At 71.4% G+C, this 20,138-nt stretch carries 15 protein-coding genes; 13 read left to right on the top strand and 2 right to left on the bottom strand.

Going from position 1 to position 20,138, the window contains the following annotated elements; all coding sequences use genetic code 11:
- Positions 1-52: 52 nt before the first annotated feature.
- The 6 genes from mrcB (at position 53) to ABE505_RS09365 (ending at position 7,370) form a co-directional block, all read left to right on the top strand.
- Positions 53-2,539, top strand: coding sequence for a penicillin-binding protein 1B (mrcB, locus tag ABE505_RS09390; protein ID WP_346443040.1), 2,487 nt, complete (start codon positions 53-55; stop codon positions 2,537-2,539).
- Positions 2,536-3,063, top strand: coding sequence for a hypothetical protein (locus tag ABE505_RS09385; RefSeq protein WP_346443039.1), 528 nt, complete (start codon positions 2,536-2,538; stop codon positions 3,061-3,063). The genes mrcB and ABE505_RS09385 overlap by 4 nt, the downstream gene beginning before the upstream one ends.
- A 20-nt stretch (positions 3,064-3,083) precedes the next feature.
- Complete coding sequence (locus ABE505_RS09380) at positions 3,084-5,159, top strand: ATP-dependent DNA helicase (RefSeq protein WP_346443037.1); 2,076 nt, start codon at positions 3,084-3,086, stop codon at positions 5,157-5,159.
- The gene (tsaB, locus tag ABE505_RS09375; RefSeq protein WP_346443035.1) at positions 5,156-5,860 is read left to right on the top strand and encodes a tRNA (adenosine(37)-N6)-threonylcarbamoyltransferase complex dimerization subunit type 1 TsaB; all 705 of its coding nucleotides are present in this window, start codon (positions 5,156-5,158) and stop codon (positions 5,858-5,860) included. Before ABE505_RS09380 ends, tsaB begins: the two co-directional genes overlap by 4 nt.
- 62 nt (positions 5,861-5,922) lie before the next feature.
- Positions 5,923-6,570, top strand: a complete 648-nt coding sequence (lepB, locus tag ABE505_RS09370; RefSeq protein ID WP_346443033.1) for a signal peptidase I — start codon at positions 5,923-5,925, stop codon at positions 6,568-6,570.
- Entirely contained in the window at positions 6,567-7,370 is an 804-nt protein-coding gene (locus ABE505_RS09365; protein WP_346443032.1) for a class I SAM-dependent methyltransferase, read from the top strand. Before lepB ends, ABE505_RS09365 begins: the two co-directional genes overlap by 4 nt.
- A 105-nt stretch (positions 7,371-7,475) precedes the next feature.
- Here ABE505_RS09365 and ABE505_RS09360 read toward each other — a convergent pair whose 3' ends face one another.
- The gene (locus tag ABE505_RS09360; protein WP_346443031.1) at positions 7,476-8,345 is read right to left on the bottom strand and encodes an energy transducer TonB; all 870 of its coding nucleotides are present in this window, start codon (positions 8,343-8,345) and stop codon (positions 7,476-7,478) included.
- Between the two features lie 59 nt (positions 8,346-8,404).
- Entirely contained in the window at positions 8,405-9,346 is a 942-nt protein-coding gene (gene gshB / locus ABE505_RS09355) for a glutathione synthase (protein WP_346443030.1), read from the bottom strand.
- A 159-nt stretch (positions 9,347-9,505) separates the two neighbouring features.
- Between gshB and ABE505_RS09350 the strand changes: the two genes are divergently transcribed.
- Genes ABE505_RS09350 through ABE505_RS09320 form a run of 7 tightly spaced genes read left to right on the top strand, consistent with a single transcriptional unit; the run spans position 9,506 to position 20,132 of the window.
- Positions 9,506-9,910, top strand: coding sequence for a response regulator (locus ABE505_RS09350; protein ID WP_346443028.1), 405 nt, complete (start codon positions 9,506-9,508; stop codon positions 9,908-9,910).
- Positions 9,911-9,920: 10 nt separating this feature from the next.
- On the top strand, positions 9,921-10,286 hold the full coding sequence (locus ABE505_RS09345) for a response regulator (RefSeq protein WP_346443027.1): 366 nt from the start codon (positions 9,921-9,923) through the stop codon (positions 10,284-10,286).
- Positions 10,283-10,846 carry a chemotaxis protein CheW gene (locus tag ABE505_RS09340; protein ID WP_346443025.1) on the top strand — a complete coding sequence of 188 codons (564 nt, stop codon included), beginning with the start codon at positions 10,283-10,285 and terminating at the stop codon, positions 10,844-10,846. The genes ABE505_RS09345 and ABE505_RS09340 overlap by 4 nt, the downstream gene beginning before the upstream one ends.
- 36 nt (positions 10,847-10,882) lie before the next feature.
- Positions 10,883-12,904 carry a methyl-accepting chemotaxis protein gene (locus ABE505_RS09335; RefSeq protein ID WP_346443024.1) on the top strand — a complete coding sequence of 674 codons (2,022 nt, stop codon included), beginning with the start codon at positions 10,883-10,885 and terminating at the stop codon, positions 12,902-12,904.
- A gap of 19 nt (positions 12,905-12,923) precedes the next feature.
- Positions 12,924-18,365: an Hpt domain-containing protein gene (locus ABE505_RS09330; protein WP_346446204.1), complete on the top strand. Its 5,442-nt coding sequence runs from the start codon at positions 12,924-12,926 to the stop codon at positions 18,363-18,365.
- Positions 18,358-19,668: a chemotaxis protein CheB gene (locus tag ABE505_RS09325; protein ID WP_346443021.1), complete on the top strand. Its 1,311-nt coding sequence runs from the start codon at positions 18,358-18,360 to the stop codon at positions 19,666-19,668. The genes ABE505_RS09330 and ABE505_RS09325 overlap by 8 nt, the downstream gene beginning before the upstream one ends.
- Positions 19,665-20,132 carry a chemotaxis protein CheW gene (locus tag ABE505_RS09320; protein ID WP_346443019.1) on the top strand — a complete coding sequence of 156 codons (468 nt, stop codon included), beginning with the start codon at positions 19,665-19,667 and terminating at the stop codon, positions 20,130-20,132. The genes ABE505_RS09325 and ABE505_RS09320 overlap by 4 nt, the downstream gene beginning before the upstream one ends.
- Positions 20,133-20,138 lie beyond the last annotated feature (6 nt).

Below are 20,138 nucleotides of genomic sequence, written 5' to 3'. Positions count from 1 at the left end.
CGGCGCTATTGTGTCACCCACATCGACCCGCTGCCGCGGGTGCAGGACAGCCATGGCCCGGATCGATTACGAAGACGACGACGATCTCGACGATGACGGCGCAGCGCCGTCGACCTGGCACCGCCGCCTCCTGAGCTGGATGCTGGCGCTGATCGGCCTGGGACTCGGTTTTCTGATTCCCTACACGCTGTATCTCAATCACCAGGTCGGCGAGCGCTTCGGCGCCCTGCGTTGGCAGATGCCCACCCGCGTCTACGCCCGCCCGCTGCATCTGGCCCAGGGGGTGGCGATGAACGCCGCCACGCTCAAGACCGAACTGGCCGCGGCCGGCTATCGCGAAGGCGACGGCGTCAAGCCCGGTACCTACGCCACCGAGGGCGCGCGCTGGACGATCTCCAGCCGTGGCTATCGCGATGTCGACGGCGTCGTCGCGCCTGCGCGCGTGCAGGTGTCGCTGTCGGGCGGCCGTATCTCGCGGCTGCGCGATGGCGCGGGCGGTGCGATCGAAGCTGCGCGGCTGGACCCGGCGCGCATCGCCACCCTGTACGGACAGCAGCAGGAAGAGCGACGCTTGGTCCGCGTGCAGGAGGTGCCGCAGCTGCTGACCGACACGCTACAGGCGGTCGAGGACAAGGACTTCGCGCACCACCACGGCATCGATCTGAGCGGCATGGCGCGTGCGGCGCTGGTGAACCTGCGCGCCGGCGAGGCGCGGCAGGGGGCGAGTACGTTGACCCAGCAGCTTGCGCGCAGCGGTCTTTTGGGCATCGGTCGCGAGCAGACCTACACCCGCAAGTTCAACGAGGTCCTCTACGCGCTGCTGATCGAGGCGCGCTACGACAAGGGCGCGATCCTGGAGGCCTATCTCAACCAGGTGTACCTCGGCCAGCGTGGCGCGCAAGCGATCCACGGCGTCGCCGCCGGTGCCGAGTTCTGGTTCGGCCGCCGGATCGACGACCTGGAGCCTGAGCAGGTCGCGCTGCTGGTCGGCATCATCCGCGGGCCGTCCTACTACGACCCGCGGCGCCAGCCCGAGCGCGCGCAGGCCCGGCGCGATTTCGTGCTGGGCAAGATGCGCGAAAGCGGGCTCATCGACCAGGCCGCCTACGATCGCGCGCTAACACGCCCGCTGGGCGTGACCGATACGCCCGGCAATATCGCCGCCAATCGCTTTCCCGCCTACGTCGACCTGATCCGGCGCCAACTCGCCAACGATTATCCGGCCGGCGCGTTGCAGGGCGCCGGACTGTCGGTCATGAGCGCGATGGTGCCGTCGGCCCAGGCCTATGCCGAAGGCGCGACCGTGCGCACGCTCAAGGATCTGGGGACGCGCGGGCGCCCGGAACTGCAGGCCGGCCTGGTGGTCACCGACGTGCATACCGGCGAGGTCATCGCCGCGGTCGGCAGTCGCGTGCCGAGCGAGCATGGCTTCAATCGCGCGTTCGAGGCCCACCGGCCGGTCGGATCGCTGCTCAAGCCCTTCGTCTACCTGATTGCGCTCAGCAACCCCACCCGCTATTCGCTGGCCAGTTGGGTCGACGACTCGCCGGTCACGGTCACGCTCGAGAACGGCAAGCGCTGGTCGCCCGGCAACGCCGATGGCCGCAGCCACGGCACGGTGCGGCTGATCGATGCGCTGGCCAGCTCGTACAACCAGTCCACGGTGCGCGTGGGCATGGATGTCGGACCGCGCGCGCTGGCCGACGTGGTGCACATGCTGACCGGCATCCGCGCCGAGGCCAATCCGGCGCTGATCCTCGGCGCGATGGACCAGAGCCCCTATGCAATGGCCCAGCTCTACCAGTTCCTGGCATCGGGCGGCGAAGTGCAGACGCTGCGCACCGTGCGCGGCGTCATCGACGAGCAGGGGCGCGTGGTCAACCGCTACGACACCCAGCCCAGTCCCGCGCAGCAGAGCGATGCGCTGTCGGCGCGGGTGGTCACGATCGCGCTGCAGCACGCGGTGACCTCGGGCACCGCGCGCCGGCTGGTCAACGACGGCCTGGGCCGGCTCAACGCCGCCGGCAAGACCGGCACCAGCAACGACGGGCGCGACAGTTGGTTTGCAGGCTGGACCGGCGACCACTTGGGCGTGGTGTGGGTTGGCAACGACCAGAACGCGCAGACCGGGCTGGTCGGCGCGACCGGTGCGATGCGGGTGTGGTCCGGGCTGTTCTCGCGGCTGCCCAGTGCACCGCTCGACGTGGGCAGCGAGGGCCTGGAATGGCAGTGGGTGGCGCAGTCCACCGCGACCGATGCCGACTGCCCGGGCGCACGTCGGTTCGCATTCGTCGCCGGGTACGCGCCGCCGTACCAGTCGTGCCGCGGCTACGACCAGGACGGCCAGCCCACGTACATCGACCAGAACGGCAACCCGGTCGACGCCAATGGCGCGCCGATCGAGACCGAGCGGCGCGGCTGGCGCGAGTGGTTCGGCTTCGGCCGCCGCGATCGCGACGAATCACCGCCCGCGCCGCCGCAACCGCCATCGCCGCCGCAGCCCGCGGCCCAGCCGCCTGCCGAGGAATCACCCCAATGACCGCCTTCCTGTTGCGCGGCGCCTGCTGCGCCGCCGTGCTCGCGCTGGCTGCGTGCACCACACCGCCCACATCCACCCCGGCGGCCGCCCCGGCGAGCACCCTTGCGCCGCAGGCGATGGTCGCGGCGATCCGCGCTGCCAGCGGCGACGGCGACGGTGAGCTGGCGGTGCAGCCCCTGCGCGATCCGATGGTCGAGGATCTGCGCGAACGCGCAGTCGTACTCGAAGGCCAGGGCGACGTGGCCGGCGCGGCGGCCGCGCTCGATCAGGCGCTGGAGATCGTGCACGACGACCCTGCGCTGCTGCAGGAGCGCGCCGAACTGGCGATCCTGCAGCGCGAGTTCTCGCGCGCGGCGGAGATGGCCGAGCGTGCGCATGCGATCGGCAGCCAAGTCGGCCCACTGTGTCGCCGGCACTGGATCACGCTCGAACAGGTCCGGCTTGCCGCGGGCGATACCGCCGGCGCGACCGCCGCACGGACACAGGCCGACGGCTGCCGCGTCGCCGGCCCGCAGCGCTACTGAGTCCGGACTGCGACGTCGGAGTGCCGGCACCTGACGCCAACGGCCTGGCTGCACGCAGCCGCGAGGCGCTGGTCGAAGGCGGCCTACTGGCGGCGCACATTCCGGCCTTCCGTCCGCGTCCGGCGCAGCAGGCGCTGGCGATGGCGGTCGGCGACGCGATCGAGCAGCGCACCACGCTGCTGGCCGAAGCCGGCACCGGCACCGGCAAGACCTTCGCCTACCTGGTGCCGGCCCTGCTGTCGGGCTTGAAGACCATCGTTTCGACCGGAACGCGGGCGCTGCAGGACCAGCTCTACCACCGCGACCTGCCGCGGGTGCGCGACGCGCTCGGCAGCGGTCTGCGCAGCGCGTTGCTCAAGGGGCGCGCGAACTATCTGTGTCTGTATCGGCTGGAGCAGGCGCGCGGCGCGCCGCGGCTGGCGACGCGCGATCAGATCCACCAGTTCCAGCGCATCGTCGCCTGGGCCGGGCGGACCCGGCTGGGCGATGTCGCCGAACTCGACGGCTTGCCCGAGGACACGCCGCTGTTGCCGATGGTCACCTCCACCGTCGACAACTGCCTGGGCAACGACTGCCCGTTCTGGAGCGAATGCTTCGTGGTCCAGGCGCGCCAGCGGGCGCAGGCCGCGGACGTGGTCGTCGTCAACCACCACCTGCTCCTCGCCGACCTGGCGCTCAAGCAGGAGGGGTTCGGCGAAATTCTCCCCGGCGCCCAGGCCTTCATCGTCGACGAGGCGCACCAGTTGCCGGAATTGGCCGCGCAGTTCTTCGGCGAGGGCCTGAGTGCGCGGCCGCTGGTCGAACTGGCGCGCGACGCCGTTGCCGAGTGCCGCGACGTGCCAGGCGCGCTGCCGGTGCTGCAACTGCCGGCGCAGACGCTCGACGACGCGGCGCGAGGCCTGCGGATGGCGATGGACGGCCTGCCGGCCCGCGGCACCCGCTATCGGGCGCTGTACCAGCCGGCGGTCGAGGAGGCGCTGCATGCGCTCGATGAAGCCCTGGTGCATCTGCGCGACGTCCTGACGCCCTTGCGCGAGGCCTCGCCCGGGCTCGATGCCTGCCACGCCCGCGCGCTGCTGTGCCTGACCCGACTGCGGCGCTGGAACGACGGCGCTGCGTCCGCTGCCATGTTCGATGATGCGCACGTCGAGGACGCCGACGAAGCCACGCTGGCCGAACGCCCCGGCGATGACAGCGTGCTGTGGTACGAGCTGACGCCGCGGGGCTTCCGCCTGCAGCGCACGCCGTTGGACGTGTCGGCTCCGCTGCGCGCGCATCGCGAGGTCTCTCAGGCGGCCTGGGTGTTCACGTCGGCGACGCTGGCGGTGGACGGCAGCTTCGCGCATATCGCCAAGCGGCTGGGGCTCGACGCCCCACAGACGCTGCTCGCGCCGAGCCCGTTCGATTGGGCGCGCCAGGCGTTGTGCTATCTGCCCCCCCGACTGCCCACGCCGGCCGCGCCCGCCTACACGGCCGCCGTGGTCGACGCCCTGCTGCCGGTGCTGCACGCATCGGGCGGGCGCGCGTTCGTGCTGTTCGCCTCGCATCGCGCGCTGCGCGAGACCGCAGTGCTGTTGCGTGCGTCGTCGCGCTGCCCCTGGCCGTTGTTCGTGCAGGGCGAGGCGCCGCGACACGTGCTGCTGCAGCGCTTTCGCGAGTCCGGCAACGGCGTGCTGTTGGGCGCGGCGAGTTTCCGTGAGGGCGTGGATGTCGCCGGCGACGCGCTGAGCGTGGTCGTCATCGACAAGCTGCCGTTCGCCGCCCCGGACGACCCGGTGTTCGAGGCGCGGCTCGATGCGATCCGCCGCGCCGGCGGCAATCCGTTCCGCGACGAGCAACTGCCGCAGGCGGTCATCGCCCTCAAGCAGGGCGTCGGCCGGCTGATCCGTACCGAGGCCGATCGCGGCGTGCTGGTGCTGTGCGATCCGCGTTTGCTCGGACGCGGTTACGGTGCGCTGTTCCTGGACTCGCTGCCGCCGCTGCCGCGCACGCGCGAGATCGCGGATGTCGAGGCGTTCTTCGCCGCGCCACCTGCGACAATCCCTGCCGGCGCGACCGACGCCGCCCTCCCGCTTCCCGAATCCCGGCCTTCATGAAACTGCTCGCGTTCGAAACCGCCACCGAAGCCTGCTCCGTCGCCATCTGGGACGACGGTCGCGTGCTCCATCGCAGCGAAGTCGCGCCCCGGCGCCATGCCGAGCTCGCGTTGCCGTGGGCCGATGCACTGCTGGATGAGGCCGGAATTGCACGCAGGCAGCTCGATGCGGTCGCGGTCAGCCGGGGCCCGGGCGCCTTTACCGGCGTGCGCCTGGGCATCGCGCTGGTGCAGGGCGTGGCGCTGGCGCTCGATCGCCCGGTCGTCGCCGTCTCGACGCTGGCCGTGCTCGCATTGCGCGCCGGTGCAGGGGAGGGCGCGCACGTGCTCGCGGCGATCGATGCGCGCATGGGCGAGGTCTATCGCGCCGCATTCGCGATGCGTGCAGCCGGACCGGAGGCGCTGTCCGACGAGCGGGTCGGTGCGCCCGACACGATCGCATTGCCGGGCGCGGGTGAGGCCTGGTATGGCGTGGGCACCGGCTTCGGCGTCGCCGATGGCGTATTGGCGACGCGCCTGGGCGCGTCCAAGGCGCGGATCGACGCGACTGCGTTGCCGCAGGCGGCCGATCTGGCCGCCCTGGCGGCCGCGGCGTTCGCCCGGGGCGAGGCGGTCGCGCCGGAGCGGGTCGAGCCGGTCTATCTGCGCAACGATGTCGCGCTGACGCTGGCCCAGCAGCAGGCGCGCCGCGCTGAGCGTTGAGCGGACCCTCAGAGCGTCTGCGACTGTCCTATCCTGGGTCCACCCTCATGCGGAAGCCGACCATGTCCTCGCCGTCGCCTGCAGATGCGCGCCCATCGTCCACCGTGCCCCCCGGCCGGCGTCTGCGCGGCTGGCTGCGCCGTGAGGGGCTGCCGCTGGTCGTCCTGCTCGGCCTGTTGCTGATCGCACGCTCGTCGCTGGCCAACCACTATCACGTGCCCAGTGGCTCGATGACGCCGACGCTGCAGCCGGGCGACCGCGTGGTCGTCGACATGCGCGCCTACGGCCTGCGGGTGCCGTTCACCGAGTGGATCCTATGGCCGGGCGACCGACCGGCGCGGGGGGACGTGGTCGTGTTCCGCTCGCCGGCCGATGGCATCCGGCTCATCAAACGGGTCGTCGCCACCGGCGGCGACCGGGTCGACCTTGTCGATGGCCATCTATCGATCAACGGGGTCGCGCTCGCGCCGCTGGCCGGCGCGCCCGAGGATTTCGGCGCCCGCCAGGCGGTGCTCGACCTGGCGGACGGCGGGGGGCCGGACATCCATGGGCTGCGGGTGCCGGCAGGGCATGTGCTGGTGCTCGGCGACCATCGCGGCGCGAGTCTCGACGGCCGCTGGTTCGGCGTGGTGCCCAGCAGCGCGATCTACGGGCAGGCCCGCGGCGTGTTCTGGCGACGGGGCGAGGGCGCGGGCTGGACGCCGCTGTGACCGCGGCCGATGCGCAGATCCGCTTCGACGATGGCGCACGCTACGAACGCTACATGGGCATCTGGAGTCGGCTCGTCGGCGACCGGTTCCTCGACTGGCTCGCGCCGGCGCCGGGGTTGGACTGGCTCGACGTGGGCTGCGGCAACGGGGCGTTCACCCAGACGCTGATCGCGCGCTGCGCGCCGGCGCAGGTGTACGGGCTCGACCCGTCCGTGCCGCAGGTGGCGCATGCGCGGGCGCGACTGGCCGGCGATGCGGCGCATCTGCTGGCCGGCGATGCGATGGCGTTGCCGTTTCCGCCGGCCAGTGTCGATGCGCTGGTCATGCCGCTGGTGATCTTCTTCGTACCCGACCCGGAACGCGGCGTGGCCGAAATGGTGCGGGTCGGGCGTCCCGGCGCGCTGGTCTCGGCTTATGCCTGGGATCTGCCCGGCGGCGGTTTTCCTTATCACGCGCTGCAGGCGCGGCTTCGCGCCCGTGGGGTCGTGCTGCCTGCGCCGCCGTCGCCGGATGCCTCGCGCGTGGAGGTGCTGCAGGCATTGTGGGCCGGTGTCGGCCTGTGCGAGGTGCGGACGCATTCAATCGAGGTGCGGCGCACCTTCGCCGCCTTCGACGATTACTGGCAGACCGTGCTGGAGGCCCCCAGCATCGGCCCGCAATTGGCCCGGTGGCAGCCGGCGCAGGTCGCGCAGTTCGCCGCCGAGGTTCGCGCCGAACTTCCAGTCGACGGCGCGAACGGCGCGATCACGGTCGGCGCGCGGGCCCATGCCGTTGCCGGCCGCGTGCCGGGTGGGCGATAACCGGCGCCGTAGGCGTCTGCGCACAGCCGCGTCATCCAGCGTCGGGCGGGGGCGCCATGCGTGGCGGCGGGCCTACTCGGCACGCCATGCTCTGGGCGAGCGCGGTCAGTCGTCCACCAGGGCGCCATCGGGCAGGAAGTTCCAACTGCGGGTGACGTGCAGGATGTCGATCTGCTCGTCGGTCGGCGGCAGCGGTGGGTAGGGTTCGGCGAGCCGGGCGATCCGCAGCGCGGCATCGTCGAGCAGGGGCACGCCGCTGCTGCGGATGACATCGGCACGCTCCACCGAACCGTCGCGTCGGATCGCCACGCTGATGACCAGGCGCCCGGCCAGGCCGCGCCGGCGGGCCTCGTCGGGGTAGTTCAGGTTGCCCACGCGCTCCACCCGGTCCACCCACTGTCGCAGGTACGTGGCGTAGACGTACTCCTGGGTGCTGGCGGACACGAACTTGCGCTTGGGCCTGCGCGCGTAGCGCTCCGAGCGCAGGTGGATCTCCGCGGCCAGCCGCGCCATCTCCAGGTCGCGTTCGACCCGTTCGGGGCCGGGCGGCAGCGTGCGGCGCTCGGCCTGGGGCGTGGGATCGGGACTCGCCACGCGGGGCTGACCGCGTGCGCTGGCGACCACGCGCTCGCGCGGCGGCGGCTGGGTGTCGGGCGATTGCGCACGCAGCGGGCGCGGCGCGACGCCGGCCTCGGGGTGCGGCTGCAAGCCCGGTCGCGGCTCGCGCGGCCGCAGGCTGCGCGTGTCCTCGCCGCCGCCCTGATGGCTGGCCTGGGCGAGGAAATCGGCCTGGGCCTGGGTCAGCGGACGCGTGGTCTCGGTCAGGATCACATCCAGCGTCGGCACCACTGGTGCGGCGTCTTCGGTCGAAAAGCCGATGCCCAGCACCAGCAGTCCATGTACCAGCAGCGACAACGCCAGCGTCGCGCCCAGGCGCGCGTCGTCGCCGATCCGCGGCGGCGACGCGGCGGTCATGGCCTGCGGTCGTCGGCGCTAGCGACGCGCATCCGGGGCGATCCGGGACCGGGCCTGTGTCATCCGCGCTCGATCGCGTCGAACAACTGCCCGGCGATGTTCAGCCCGAACTGCGCATCGAGCTCGCGCACGCAGGTCGGGCTGGTGACGTTGACCTCGGTCAGCCAATCGCCGATCACGTCCAGGCCGACGAAGCGCATGCCGCGTGCGGCGAGCGTCGGGCCGACCTGGGCGGCGATCCAGCGGTCGCGCTCGCTCAGCGGCCGACCCTCGCCGCGACCACCCGCGGCCAGGTTGCCGCGGAACTCGTCGCCCTGCGGGATCCGCGCCAGGCAGTAGTCCACCGGCACGCCGTCGATCAGCAGGATGCGCTTGTCGCCGTCGACGATCTCCGGCAGGTAGCGTTGCGCCATCGCCAGCCGCCGGCCGCCGTCGGTCAGGGTCTCGAGGATCACGTTGAGGTTCGGGTCGCCGGCTGCGGCGCGGAAGATCGAGCGTCCGCCCATGCCGTCGAGCGGCTTGAGGACCGCCTGGCCGTGCTCGGCGACGAAGGCCTTGAGTGCGGCCGCGTCGCGGGCCACCCGCGTCGGTGGGCAACACTGCGGGAACGCGAGCGCGCCGAGCTTCTCGTTCATGTCGCGCAGACCCTGAGGATCGTTGACGATCCGCGCGCCCTGACGCTGGGCGACGCTGAGAATCTGGGTGTCGTTGATGAACTCCGGGTCGACCGGCGGATCCTTGCGCATCAACACCACGTCGCCCTCGCCGAAGCGATGCAGCGCCGGGGCGCCGAGGCTGAACCAGTCGGCGGGATCGTCGCGCACGGTCAGCGGCGCCAGGGTCGCCACCGCGTCGCCGCCGGCCATGCCCAGTGCGCCGGGCAGCACGTACTGCAGGCGGTGCCCACGCCGCTGCGCCTCGAGCAGCATCGCGAACGTCGTGTCCTTGGCGATCCGGATCGAGCCGATCGGATCCATCACCACGACGACGTTCAGCGACATACCGGCATCCACGCAGAGGGAAAGCCGGCATGTTAGCAGGGCCTTTGCGGCGCACCTGGCGCCAGTGCGTGTACGCTTGACAGCCCAGCCGCCCGCTGGGATATAACTTCGCGATGCTGCGGCGCCGAATCGGCGCGTCGGGCAGGGGACAGCGACCGCATGAGCAGTGACGACAGACCATCCACCGGATGCCTCGACGGCCTGCGGGTGATGGTGATCGACGATTCGAAGACCATTCGACGGACCGCCGAGACGCTGCTCCGCCGCGAAGGGGCCGAGGTGGTGACCGCGGTCGACGGCTTCGAGGCCCTGGCCAAGATCGTCGAGCACGCACCGCAGGTCATCTTCGTCGATGTGATGATGCCCAGGCTCGACGGCTACCAGACCTGCGCGCTGATCAAGAACAACCGCCGCTTCGGCACGACCCCGGTCATCATGCTCTCGTCCAAGGACGGGTTGTTCGACAAGGCGCGTGGCCGGATCGTCGGTGCCGACGAATACGTCACCAAGCCGTTCACGCGCGAGGAATTGCTCGATGCGATCCGTCACCACGTCGACGCCTGAGGGGAAAGGCATGGCCCGCATCCTGTTGATCGAGGACTCGCCCACCGACACCGCGGTGTTGACCCAGTGGCTGGAGCGGCATGGCTACGAAGTGCTCGCGGCGGCCAATGCCGAGGACGGCATCGCGTTGTGTCGCAGCGAGCGGCCCGACTTGGTGCTGATGGACGTCGTGCTGCCGGGCATGAGCGGCTTCCAGGCCACCCGTGCGCTGGTGCGCGATCCGCAGACCGCGGCCATCCCGGTGGTCATCGTCAGCACCAAGGGCATGGAGACCGACCGCATGTGGGGCCTGCGCCAGGGGGCGAAGGGCTATCTGGTCAAGCCGCCGACCGAAGCGGCGTTGATCGCGCAGATCCGCCAGGTCCTGGGCGGGTGAACGCCTCGGCGCCCGATCTCGCGGCACCGGCGCCGGGGCCGTTCGCACTGCTGGCCGACTATGAGCGGCGCAGCCTGGCGCACGTCGTCGGGCTGCCCGAACAACTGGACGCGCCTGGCCTGTGGCGCGGTGTGGGCTATCGGGTCGGTCGCCGGCTGTTGGCCTCGGCCTTCGACGAAGTCGTCGAGATCCTGGCAATGCCGCCGGTCACGCCCGTTCCCGGCGCCCAGCCCTGGATGCTCGGGGTGGGCAACGTACGCGGCGCACTGCTGCCGATCGTCGATCTGCGGCAGTTTTTGGAAGGCGAGCCCAGTGCGCGGCAGGACGGTCAGCGGATGCTGCTGGTCCGCCAGCCCGGGGGCGACGTCGCGGTGACGATCGACGCCCTGTTGGGCCAGCGCAGCTTCCTGGAACAGGACCAGGTGCCGCCCGACCGTATCGCCAGCGGGCGCTATGCGCACTTCGTCGAGCGCGCCTACGCGCAAGCCGGTACGGTCTGGGGCGTCTTCAGCCTCGATCGCCTGGCCCGCACGCCCGAGTTCAGACATGCCGCGGCCTGACGCCGCGGCGCGCACTACGATCAGGAAACGCAACGCATGAGCACAGTGGTCGATCCCAGCGCAGGCAAACGGCGCATTCTCGGCACGAACTTCTGGGTCGTGATGATGATCGTCGCCGGCACGGTCCTGGTCCTCAACACCGGCTACGGCACCTGGCGCGCCGCGCAGCTCGGCAGTGCCAGCCTCTCGGCCTCGAACCTGCGCGTGGACAGCCAGCGGCTGGCCAACCAGGGGTCGGAAGCGGCGCGCGGCAATGCGGTCGCGTTCGCGGCGTTCAACGCCACCCGGGCGCAGATCGAGCGCGACATCCGCCAGCTCGAGGAGCGCTACGGCAGCACTGCGGGCGTGTCCGGCCCGATCCGCAAGGTCGCCGCAACCTGGGATCCGCTGGGCGAGAGTGCGGCGCGGCTGGCCGAAGGCGAAGCGGCGGTCACTGCGTTTGCCGGCCACGCCGAGCGTTTCAGCCAGCGCGTGCCGCAGTTGCAGGCGCTGCTCGACGAACTGGTGCGGGCGATGTCGAGCAGCGGCTCGCCGTCGTCGCAGGTGTACATGGCGCTGCGCCAGGTGGTGATCGCCGGCGACATGGCGCGCCGGGTGACCGAGGTGCAGGCCGGCGGCAGTGTCGCCGCGGTGGCCGGCCAGGGCTTGCGCCGGAACGTCGAGGACTTCCAGCAGGTCATGACCGGCCTGCGCGAAGGTGACCCGACACGCGAGTTGCAGGCGCTGACCAACGGCAACGCGCTTGCGGCGCTGGCACGCGCCGACGAGGCCTGGACGCAGATGCGCACCGACCTGGAGGCGATCCTGGCCAGCAGCGAGCCGCTGTTCCAGGCGCAGGCCGCGGCCGGTGAGCTGGTGGCCGGCTCCGACCGGCTGCTGGGCGACAGTGAGGCGCTGTTCAACGCCTTCACCGCCTTCGGCTCGCTGCAGGACCGCAGCCTGCTCGGCAACGTGTGGGTCAGCATCGTCGCCGGCCTGTTGGCGCTGGCCGCGATCGCCGGCCTGGTGACCGAGCTCAATCGCGCCCAGCGGCGGCGCTACGAGACCTCGCTGGAGCTCAACAACCGCAACCAGGAAGCGATCATGCGCCTGCTCGACGAGATGGGCGCGCTCGCCGAGGGCGACCTGACCGTCAAGGCCTCGGTCACCGAAGACATCACCGGCGCGATCGCCGATTCGATCAACAACGCGATCGAGCAGTTGCGCAGCCTGGTGCAGACCATCAACGACACCTCGGTGCAAGTCGCCTCGAGCGCGCAGGAAACACGCGCCACCGCGATGCACTTGGCCGACGCCGCCGAGCATCAGGCCCACGAGATCAATTCGGCCTCCGATCGCATCAACGAGATCGCCGTCAGCATCGACCAGGTCTCGCGCAATTCGTCCGAATCGGCCGACGTCGCCCAGCGCTCGGTGCGCATTGCGACCAAGGGAGCCGGCGTGGTGCGCGAGACGATCGCGGGCATGGATTCGATCCGCGACCAGATCCAGGAGACCTCCAAGCGCATCAAGCGCCTGGGCGAGAGCTCGCAGGAGATCGGCTCGATCGTCGAGCTGATCAGCGACATTTCCGAGCAGACCAACATCCTGGCGCTCAATGCTGCGATCCAGGCCGCCTCGGCCGGCGAGGCGGGACGCGGCTTTGCGGTGGTCGCCGACGAAGTGCAGCGACTGGCCGAACGCGCCACCGGCGCCACGCGGCGTATCGAAACGCTGGTGCAGACGATCCAGTCCGACACCAACGAGGCGGTCACCTCGATGGAGCAGACGACCTCCGAGGTCGTCGCCGGTGCGCGGCTGGCCGAGGACGCCGGCACCGCGCTGGGCGAGATCGAAAGCGTGTCGACGAGCCTGGCCGACCTCATCGAGGGCATCTCCTCGGCGGCGCAGCAGCAGTCTTCGGCCGCGACCAACATCACCGAGGCCATGCACACGATCCAGTCGATCACCGCGCAGACCTCGCGCGGCGCCAGCCAGACCGCCGATTCGATCGGCAACCTCGCCCAGCTCGCCGCCGACCTGCGCCGTTCGGTCGCCGACTTCAAGCTGCCGACCTGAGCCGGACACGGACCGACGCATGAGCGGGCTGCGCGAGGCCATCGACCACACGATGCTGGGCTGGATCAAGCCCGAGCTCGATGAGGTGCTGCGCCAGGCACGGATGGAACTGGAGCGCTTCGTCGAAGCGCCCGACGACGGCACGCGTTTGCACCACTGCGCCGCCGGGCTGCGCCAGGCGACCGGCACGCTGCGGATGGTCGAATTGCAGGCGCCTGCGCTCGTGGTCGAGGAAATGGAGCGGCTGGTCGAGGCCTTGCGCCGGGGCGAGGTCGGGGATCGCGACGCGGCGGCCTCGGCCTTGCTGCGCGGCCTGTTGTTGCTGCCTGACTATCTCGAACGGCTGCAGGGGGGGCATCGCGACATCCCGATCGTATTGCTGCCGCTGCTCAACGATCTGCGCGCCGCGCGTGGCATCTCCGCGCTGCACGAGCGCCTGTTCTTCGATGTCGGGGCGGTGGACGCGCCCGATGCCGAGGGCGAGGACGAGGCCCCGGTCTCGGCCGACACGCTCGCTGCGCTGCGCGAGGCATTCGGCCCGGGCGACGCGCGTCCCAGCGACGCCGAACTCGACCATGCCCGCAGCAGCCTGGCCGGACGCAACCGCGCCTTGCTCGGTACCGTGACCGAAGCGGTCAAGGACGAATTGCTGCAGGTCAAGGATGCGCTCGACCTGCATCTGCGCACCGGCGTGCGCGATCCCGCCGCGTTGCGGCCGCAGTCGGCTCTGCTGGCCACGGTGGCCGACACGCTGGGCATGGTCGGGCTCGACGACGCCTGCGCGGTGGTCGTGCAGCAGCGCGAGGCGCTGGATGCGATCGTCGACGGCGCGATGCCGGCCGACGAAGCCGCGCTGCTCGACATCGCCGGGGCGCTGCTCTACGTCGATGCCACGCTCGACATGCAGGTCGCGCAACTGGGCGATGCGGTGGCGACCGACGCCGCGCTCGCCGCCGAGGCGCAGCGTGCCCGGACAGTGGCGATCGGCGAGGCGATCGCGGCGTTCGGCGAAGCGCGCGAAGCACTGGTCGTCTTCGTCGACCGGCAATGGGATCGCACGGCGCTGTTGGCGGTGCCGGATCTGCTGGTCGAGGTGGCCGGTGCGCTGGCGATGCTGGACCAGCCGCAGGCGGCCGCCTGCCTGGAGGGCGTGCGCCTGTACGTCGACCGCGAACTGCTGGCGGGGGCGCAGGCACCTGCGCCGGGGCCACTGGACGCCTTCGCCGATGCGGTGGCGAGCCTGGAGTCCTTCCTGCAGGGGGTGGACGCGCAACGTCCCGATCGCGACCGGTTCCTCGAGGTCGCCCGCAGCCGCCTGCAGACGCTGGGATACTGGCCGCTGCCCGGCACCGCGCCTGGGGCGGGGGAGGCGGACGAGGACCAGGGCCTTGCCGCCCATGGCGACGGCAGCCATCCCTCGACCGATGACACCCAGACCGGCGACGGTGCGTGGGTGCCGGCAGGTGTGGCGCAGACGCCGCCGCGGGGTGGCTTCGCGGCCGTCGGCAACGACATCGACGATGAGATCCGGGAGATCTTCCTGGAAGAACTCGCCGACGAGATCGCCCATCTCGAGGCATTGTTGCCCCAGTGGCGGCGGCACCCCGGCGATCCGGAGCGGCTGCGGCAGGTGCGACGCGTTTTCCACACGCTCAAGGGCAACGGCCGGTTGGTCGGCGCGGTCGAGCTGGGCGAGTTCGCCTGGCGCGTCGAATCGCTGCTCAATCGCGTGATCGACGGCCTGCATCCGGGGGGGCAGGCCGTCGTGGCAGCGGTCGACGTGGCCGCGCAGGCTCTGCCGGCACTGGACGCGGCGCTGCGCGACCAGGCCCCGTTGCTGCTCGACGTGGATGCGGTCGCCGCCCGAGTCGCCGAGATCGCGGCGGGGGACGCGGGCATCTCGCCGCCAGCGCCGATGGCCGCGGCCGATGCCGTGCGCACCGTTGAGGCACCGCCCGCTGTGGAGGCCGTCGCCACCGTGCCGGCACGCATTGACGCGCTGCTGCTCGAGATTCTCGATGCCGAGGCCAACGAGCACCTGCTGACCGTCGATGCCTGGATCGACGCGGCCCGTGCCGGAGACGCCTTCGACGTCGAGCGGCTGCTGCGCGCGCTGCATACGATGCACGGCGCGTTCGCGATGGCCGAGGTCCCGGCGGTCGGCGCGTTGTTGGCGCCGGCCGAGGACTATGCCCGGCGGCTGGTCGCCACGCCGTCGGTGCCCGATCCCGAAGCGGTCGACGCGATCGACGCGTTGCGCGGGGCGCTGCGCGAGACGCTGACGCGCCTGCACGACGACGATCCTCGGATCGCTGTGTTGCCGGCCCTGGCGGCACGCCTGGGCGTCGTCCGCGACCGCCTTGATGCGTCGCCGGTCGCCGGCTACGACATCGCCGACTTCGATGCGCCGATCGTGGACGCGCCCATGTTGGACGAGGGGGACGACGCGGCGGCCACACTGCTCGATGGCGCGCGTTTCGAGCAGGCCGATGTCGAGCAGGCTCAGCGCGACGATGGCGAGGGCGAAGACGCGCCTCAGGCATCGGCGCCCTCGGATGCCGCGCCGCTGAGCGTCGATGACGTCGCTGCCGAAGGGCAGGCGCGCGCGCACTCCGATCTCGATCTCTATACGGACATCGCGGCCGATGCCGATGTCGAGCAGGCGGACGCGCCCCCCCCGGCGATCGAGCATCTCGACAGCGCGCGACGCCAGCCCGAACGGGCGTCGGCGCTGCAGCGCCAAGCTGCGATCGATGCCGAGGTTCTTGCCGATGAGCGCCATCGCTACGCTGCAAGGGCGCTGCGACAGGCGGCTGTCGCAACGAGCCAGATCGGCATCGCGCCTCCGCAGGCCGACGTCGGCGTCGCGACGTCGGATGCACGCGATCGCAACGACCTCGCCCCGCCACCCGAGGCGCCGCCTGTTGCAGATGCGCACGCGTGCTCGCCTGTGGTGCCCGCAGGCGATGCCCCGGACACGGCGACATCGCGGACGCAGACTGCTGCCGACGCCGACGCCGACGCCGACGCCGACGCCGACGCCGACGCCGACGCCGACGCCGACGCCCATGTCGATGTCGATGTCGGTGCTGAGCGGAAAGATGAGGGCGAGGGCGCTTCGGATCACGATCCCGAAGGCCCGCTGGACCTGATCGGCCTGGATCCCGAGCTGATCGACACCTTCGTCGAGGAAGGCATCGACCTGCTCGACGATGCCGATGGCCTGCTGGCGCTGCTGCGCGACGATCCGGGCGCCTTGCCCGCGATCGCGGGCCTGCAACGCGACCTGCACACGCTCAAGGGCGGCGCCCGCATGGCCGGGCTCATGCCCATCGGCGACCTCGGGCATGCGATGGAGACGCTGCTCGAGACCCTTGCCGAGCAACACCGGCCGATGCATCGGGACGATCTCGCGCTGCTCGAGCAAGGCTTCGACCGGTTGCACGCGATGCTTGTGCGCGCCGGCGAACGCCGCGCCATCGGACCTTCGCCGGCCCTGGTCGACGCGTTCACGGTGACCGCCCGCAGCGCCGCGGATGCGTCCGGACCGCTCGATGGGATGCACAGCGACGCTGCGCTGATGCCGTTGTCAGCGCCGCTGCCTGCGCTGGCGCTCTCGGTCGACGGCGACGACGACGCCACACGCGGCTCGCAGGAGCAGGTGCGCATCCGGGCCGGGCTGCTCGACCGCCTGGTCACCTACGCCGGCGAGGTCGCGATCTACCGCGCGCGCCTCGAGCAGCAGTTGGGAACCTTCCGCGGCGCGATGCTCGAACTTGGGCAGACCAACGACCGCCTGCGCGACCAGTTGCGACGGCTCGACATCGAGACCGAGGCCCAGATCGTCGCCCGCTATCGGCGCGAAGGCGACAGCGGCGACATCGCGTTCGATCCTCTCGAGCTCGACCGCTTCTCGACCCTGCAGCAGCTTTCGCGCGCACTCGGCGAAACGGCCGCCGATCTCGACAGCCTGCAGCACACCCTCGACGAGCAGACCCGACATTACGAATCGCTGCTGCAGCAGCAGTCGCGCGTGAGCTCGGATCTGCAGGAAGGCCTGATGCGGACGCGCATGGTGCCCTTCGACGGCATCGTGCCGCGCCTGCGGCGCGTCGTCAGGCAGGCCGCCCAGGACACCGGCAAGCAAGTGGATCTGCACCTGGCCGGCGCCCACGGCGAGATCGATCGCAATGTGCTCGAGCGCATGGGCCCGCCGCTCGAGCACCTGTTGCGCAACGCCGTCGCGCATGGACTGGAAACGCCGCAGGCACGCCAACAGGCGGGCAAGCCCGAGGTGGGCGCGATCCGCATCGCACTGCGCCGCGAGGGCGCGGAGATCGTGCTGGAGGTGGCCGACGACGGCACTGGGCTGGACCGCGCGGCGATCCGCCGCCGCGCGCACGAGCGCGGCCTGCTGACGCCGGATGCGCAGATCGCCGAGCGCGACCTGGACGCGCTGATCCTGCAGCCCGGCTTCACGACCGCCAGCGCGCTCAGTCACGTGGCCGGGCGCGGCGTCGGCCTGGACGTGGTCGCCAGCGAGGTCCGCCAGCTCGGCGGCAGCGTCGACATCCAATCGCGGGACGGCGTGGGCAGCACGTTCGTGTTGCGGTTGCCGCAGACGCTGGCCGTGACCCAGGCCGCGTTCGTGCGTATCGGGGAGACCACCTTCGCGGTGCCGATCGCCTCGGTGCGCGGCGTCGGCCGCATCGCGCGCGACGCGCTGCGCGCGGGCCGTGACTACCGGTACGGCGACGAGGACTACGCGCTCCACGACCTGGGCCGGCTGGTCGGACAGGCGCCTGCGCGTGCCGAAGGCCACCTGCAGATGCCCTTGCTGCTGATCCGCGCCGGCGAGCTGCGCGCGGCGGTCGCGGTGGACGAGATCCTGGGCAACCGCGAAATCGTGGTGAAGCCGGTCGGGCCCCAGCTCACGTCAATCCCGGGCATCTTCGGCGCGACGATCATGGGCGACGGTCGCGTGGTGGTGATTCTGGATATCGCGCCACTGGTGCGTCGGCAGGCGGCGCAGCCCGAAGCGGCCATCGCTGCGGCGCCGTCGCCCGTGCAGGCCCGTCGTGTCCCGCTGGTGCTGGTCGTCGACGATTCGATCACGATGCGCAAGGTCACCTGCCGCGCGCTGGAGCGGCAGGGCCTGGCGGTGGCGACCGCGAAGGATGGCATCGACGCGCTCGAGCGCATGGATGAACGGATTCCCGATCTGGTGCTGTTGGATATCGAGATGCCGCGCATGGATGGCTACGAACTGGCGATGCGGATGAAGGCCGACCCTCGGCTGCGCGCGTTGCCGATCATGATGATCACCTCCCGCAGCGGCGACAAACACCGCGAGCGTGCGCTGGAGATTGGCGTCGATCGCTACCTCGGCAAGCCGTATCAGGAGACGGAGCTCCTGCGGCATGTCCAGGCCTTGCTGGGACTGGAGCCCGACGATGCGTGACCCTGCCTTGCGTGTGGTGGTGCTGGCCCGGCCCGGCCCGGTCTGCGACCGGCTTGCGGCGGCTGTGGTGGAGGCCGGCGCGGACGCGGCCGTACAGATCGACCCGCTGAGGGCGGACGCCGAGCAAGTGGACGCGCTCGCCCCGGCCGCGATCGTGGTCGCGCTGGAGCCGGTGATCGCCGACGCGATCGAGGCCCTGGCGCCGGTGTTGGCACGGCCCGGACGCATGGTCGTGTTCGAGGACGCCGACCGGGTACTCGAGCGCAGTGGCGACGCCGCCGCGCATTGGGTGCGGCAGCTGGGCGCCAAGCTGCGGCTGCGCGAGGACCGAGGGTCCGATGCCGATGCCGCGCAGATGGGCGATGCGGCGAATGCGTCGTCCGGCAATGCGGCCTACGCCTTCGATCCGGTCGCAGCCGAGTACGACGACCCGCCGCATGCGCCCTTCGAGCTCGATTTCGATTTCGACGGCAGTGACGATCGTGCCGACGCAGCGCCGATGCCCCCTGCCACTGCGGACAGCGCCCCGGCGGCCGCAGCCGCCGACGCGGCCGAGCGCGACCAGGACCACGACGTTCTGGGCGTGCCATCGGCGGACATCGACCTGCTGCCGTCGTTCCGTGGGCTTGCCGACAAGTCCGGACCGCCACCGCCGATACCGCCTGCGCACGATCTGGCCGATCTCGAGCAACGGATCGCCGGCCTGGCGCTGGCCGACGCCGACAGCTATGGCCATGGTCCGGAGCGTGGGCTGGTCCTGATGGACGGCGGGCTCGGCAGTCCGGATGCGGTGCGGCAACTGTTGGGTGCGCTGCCCGAAGACTTCCCGCGGCCGATCCTGGTGCGGCTGCACCTGGAGAGCGGACGCTACGACCAACTGGTTCGGCAGATGGTGCGCGTGGCCGCGATGCCGGTGCACCTGGCCGAACCCGGCATGGCGATCGCGCCGGGCACGGTGTACGTGCTGCCGCCGGATCTGCTGCCGCAGCGCATAGGTGGGCACATGCGCTTCGCCGCCGGCGGCGATCCCGCGGCGATCACGCAAGCCATGCCGGCCGCCGACAGCGCGTGGCTGCTGCTCAGCGGGGCCGATCCCGCGCTCGTGCCGCTGGCCACGGCGCCCGCCTGGCAGGGCGCGCTGGTCGTCGGGCAGGACGGCGCGGGGTGCTACGACCCCACCGCTGCCCAGGCGTTGAATGCGCGCGGCCATCAGACCGGGACCCCGCCGACGCTCGCCGCCTGGGTGATCGAACGCTGGATGCCCGGCGCCGGCGCGCCCCAGCACGAGGGCTGGTCGCTGTGAGCACGACGGCCGAGATCCGGTGCGTGCTGATCCGGACCGGGGCGACGCAACTGCTGCTGCCCAACGCGACGATCTCCGAGGTGCTGTCGTACTCGGTGCCCGATCCCATCCCCGGCGCGCCGGCGTGGCTGCCTGGGCGGCTGCGCTGGCGCGGCTGGCGGTTGCCGCTGGTCGCCTTCGCGACGCTGTCGGGCCAGGGCGACGACACGGCCGGGCTTGGCAACAAGGTGGTCGTGCTCAAGGCGCTCGGCGGCGATCCGCACCTGCCGTATCTCGCACTCTCGACCCAAGGCTTCCCGCGCCTGGTCACGGTCTCGGCCGCGCAATTGCGCCAACCCGATGGCGCGCACGACACCGCGCCGTTGCCGTTCGCGATTCGTGCCCATGTGCGCCTGGGCGAGGAGGTCGCGCAGATCCCGGACCTGGATGCGCTCGAGCGCGCAGTGCGCGAGGTCGTGGGCTAGGGCAGG

It is taken from the genome of Luteimonas sp. TWI382 (genome assembly GCF_039674545.1).
Lineage (GTDB): Bacteria > Pseudomonadota > Gammaproteobacteria > Xanthomonadales > Xanthomonadaceae > Luteimonas.
Note: the sequence above shows the minus strand (reverse complement) of the source record. Positions and strands in the feature narration are given on the sequence as shown.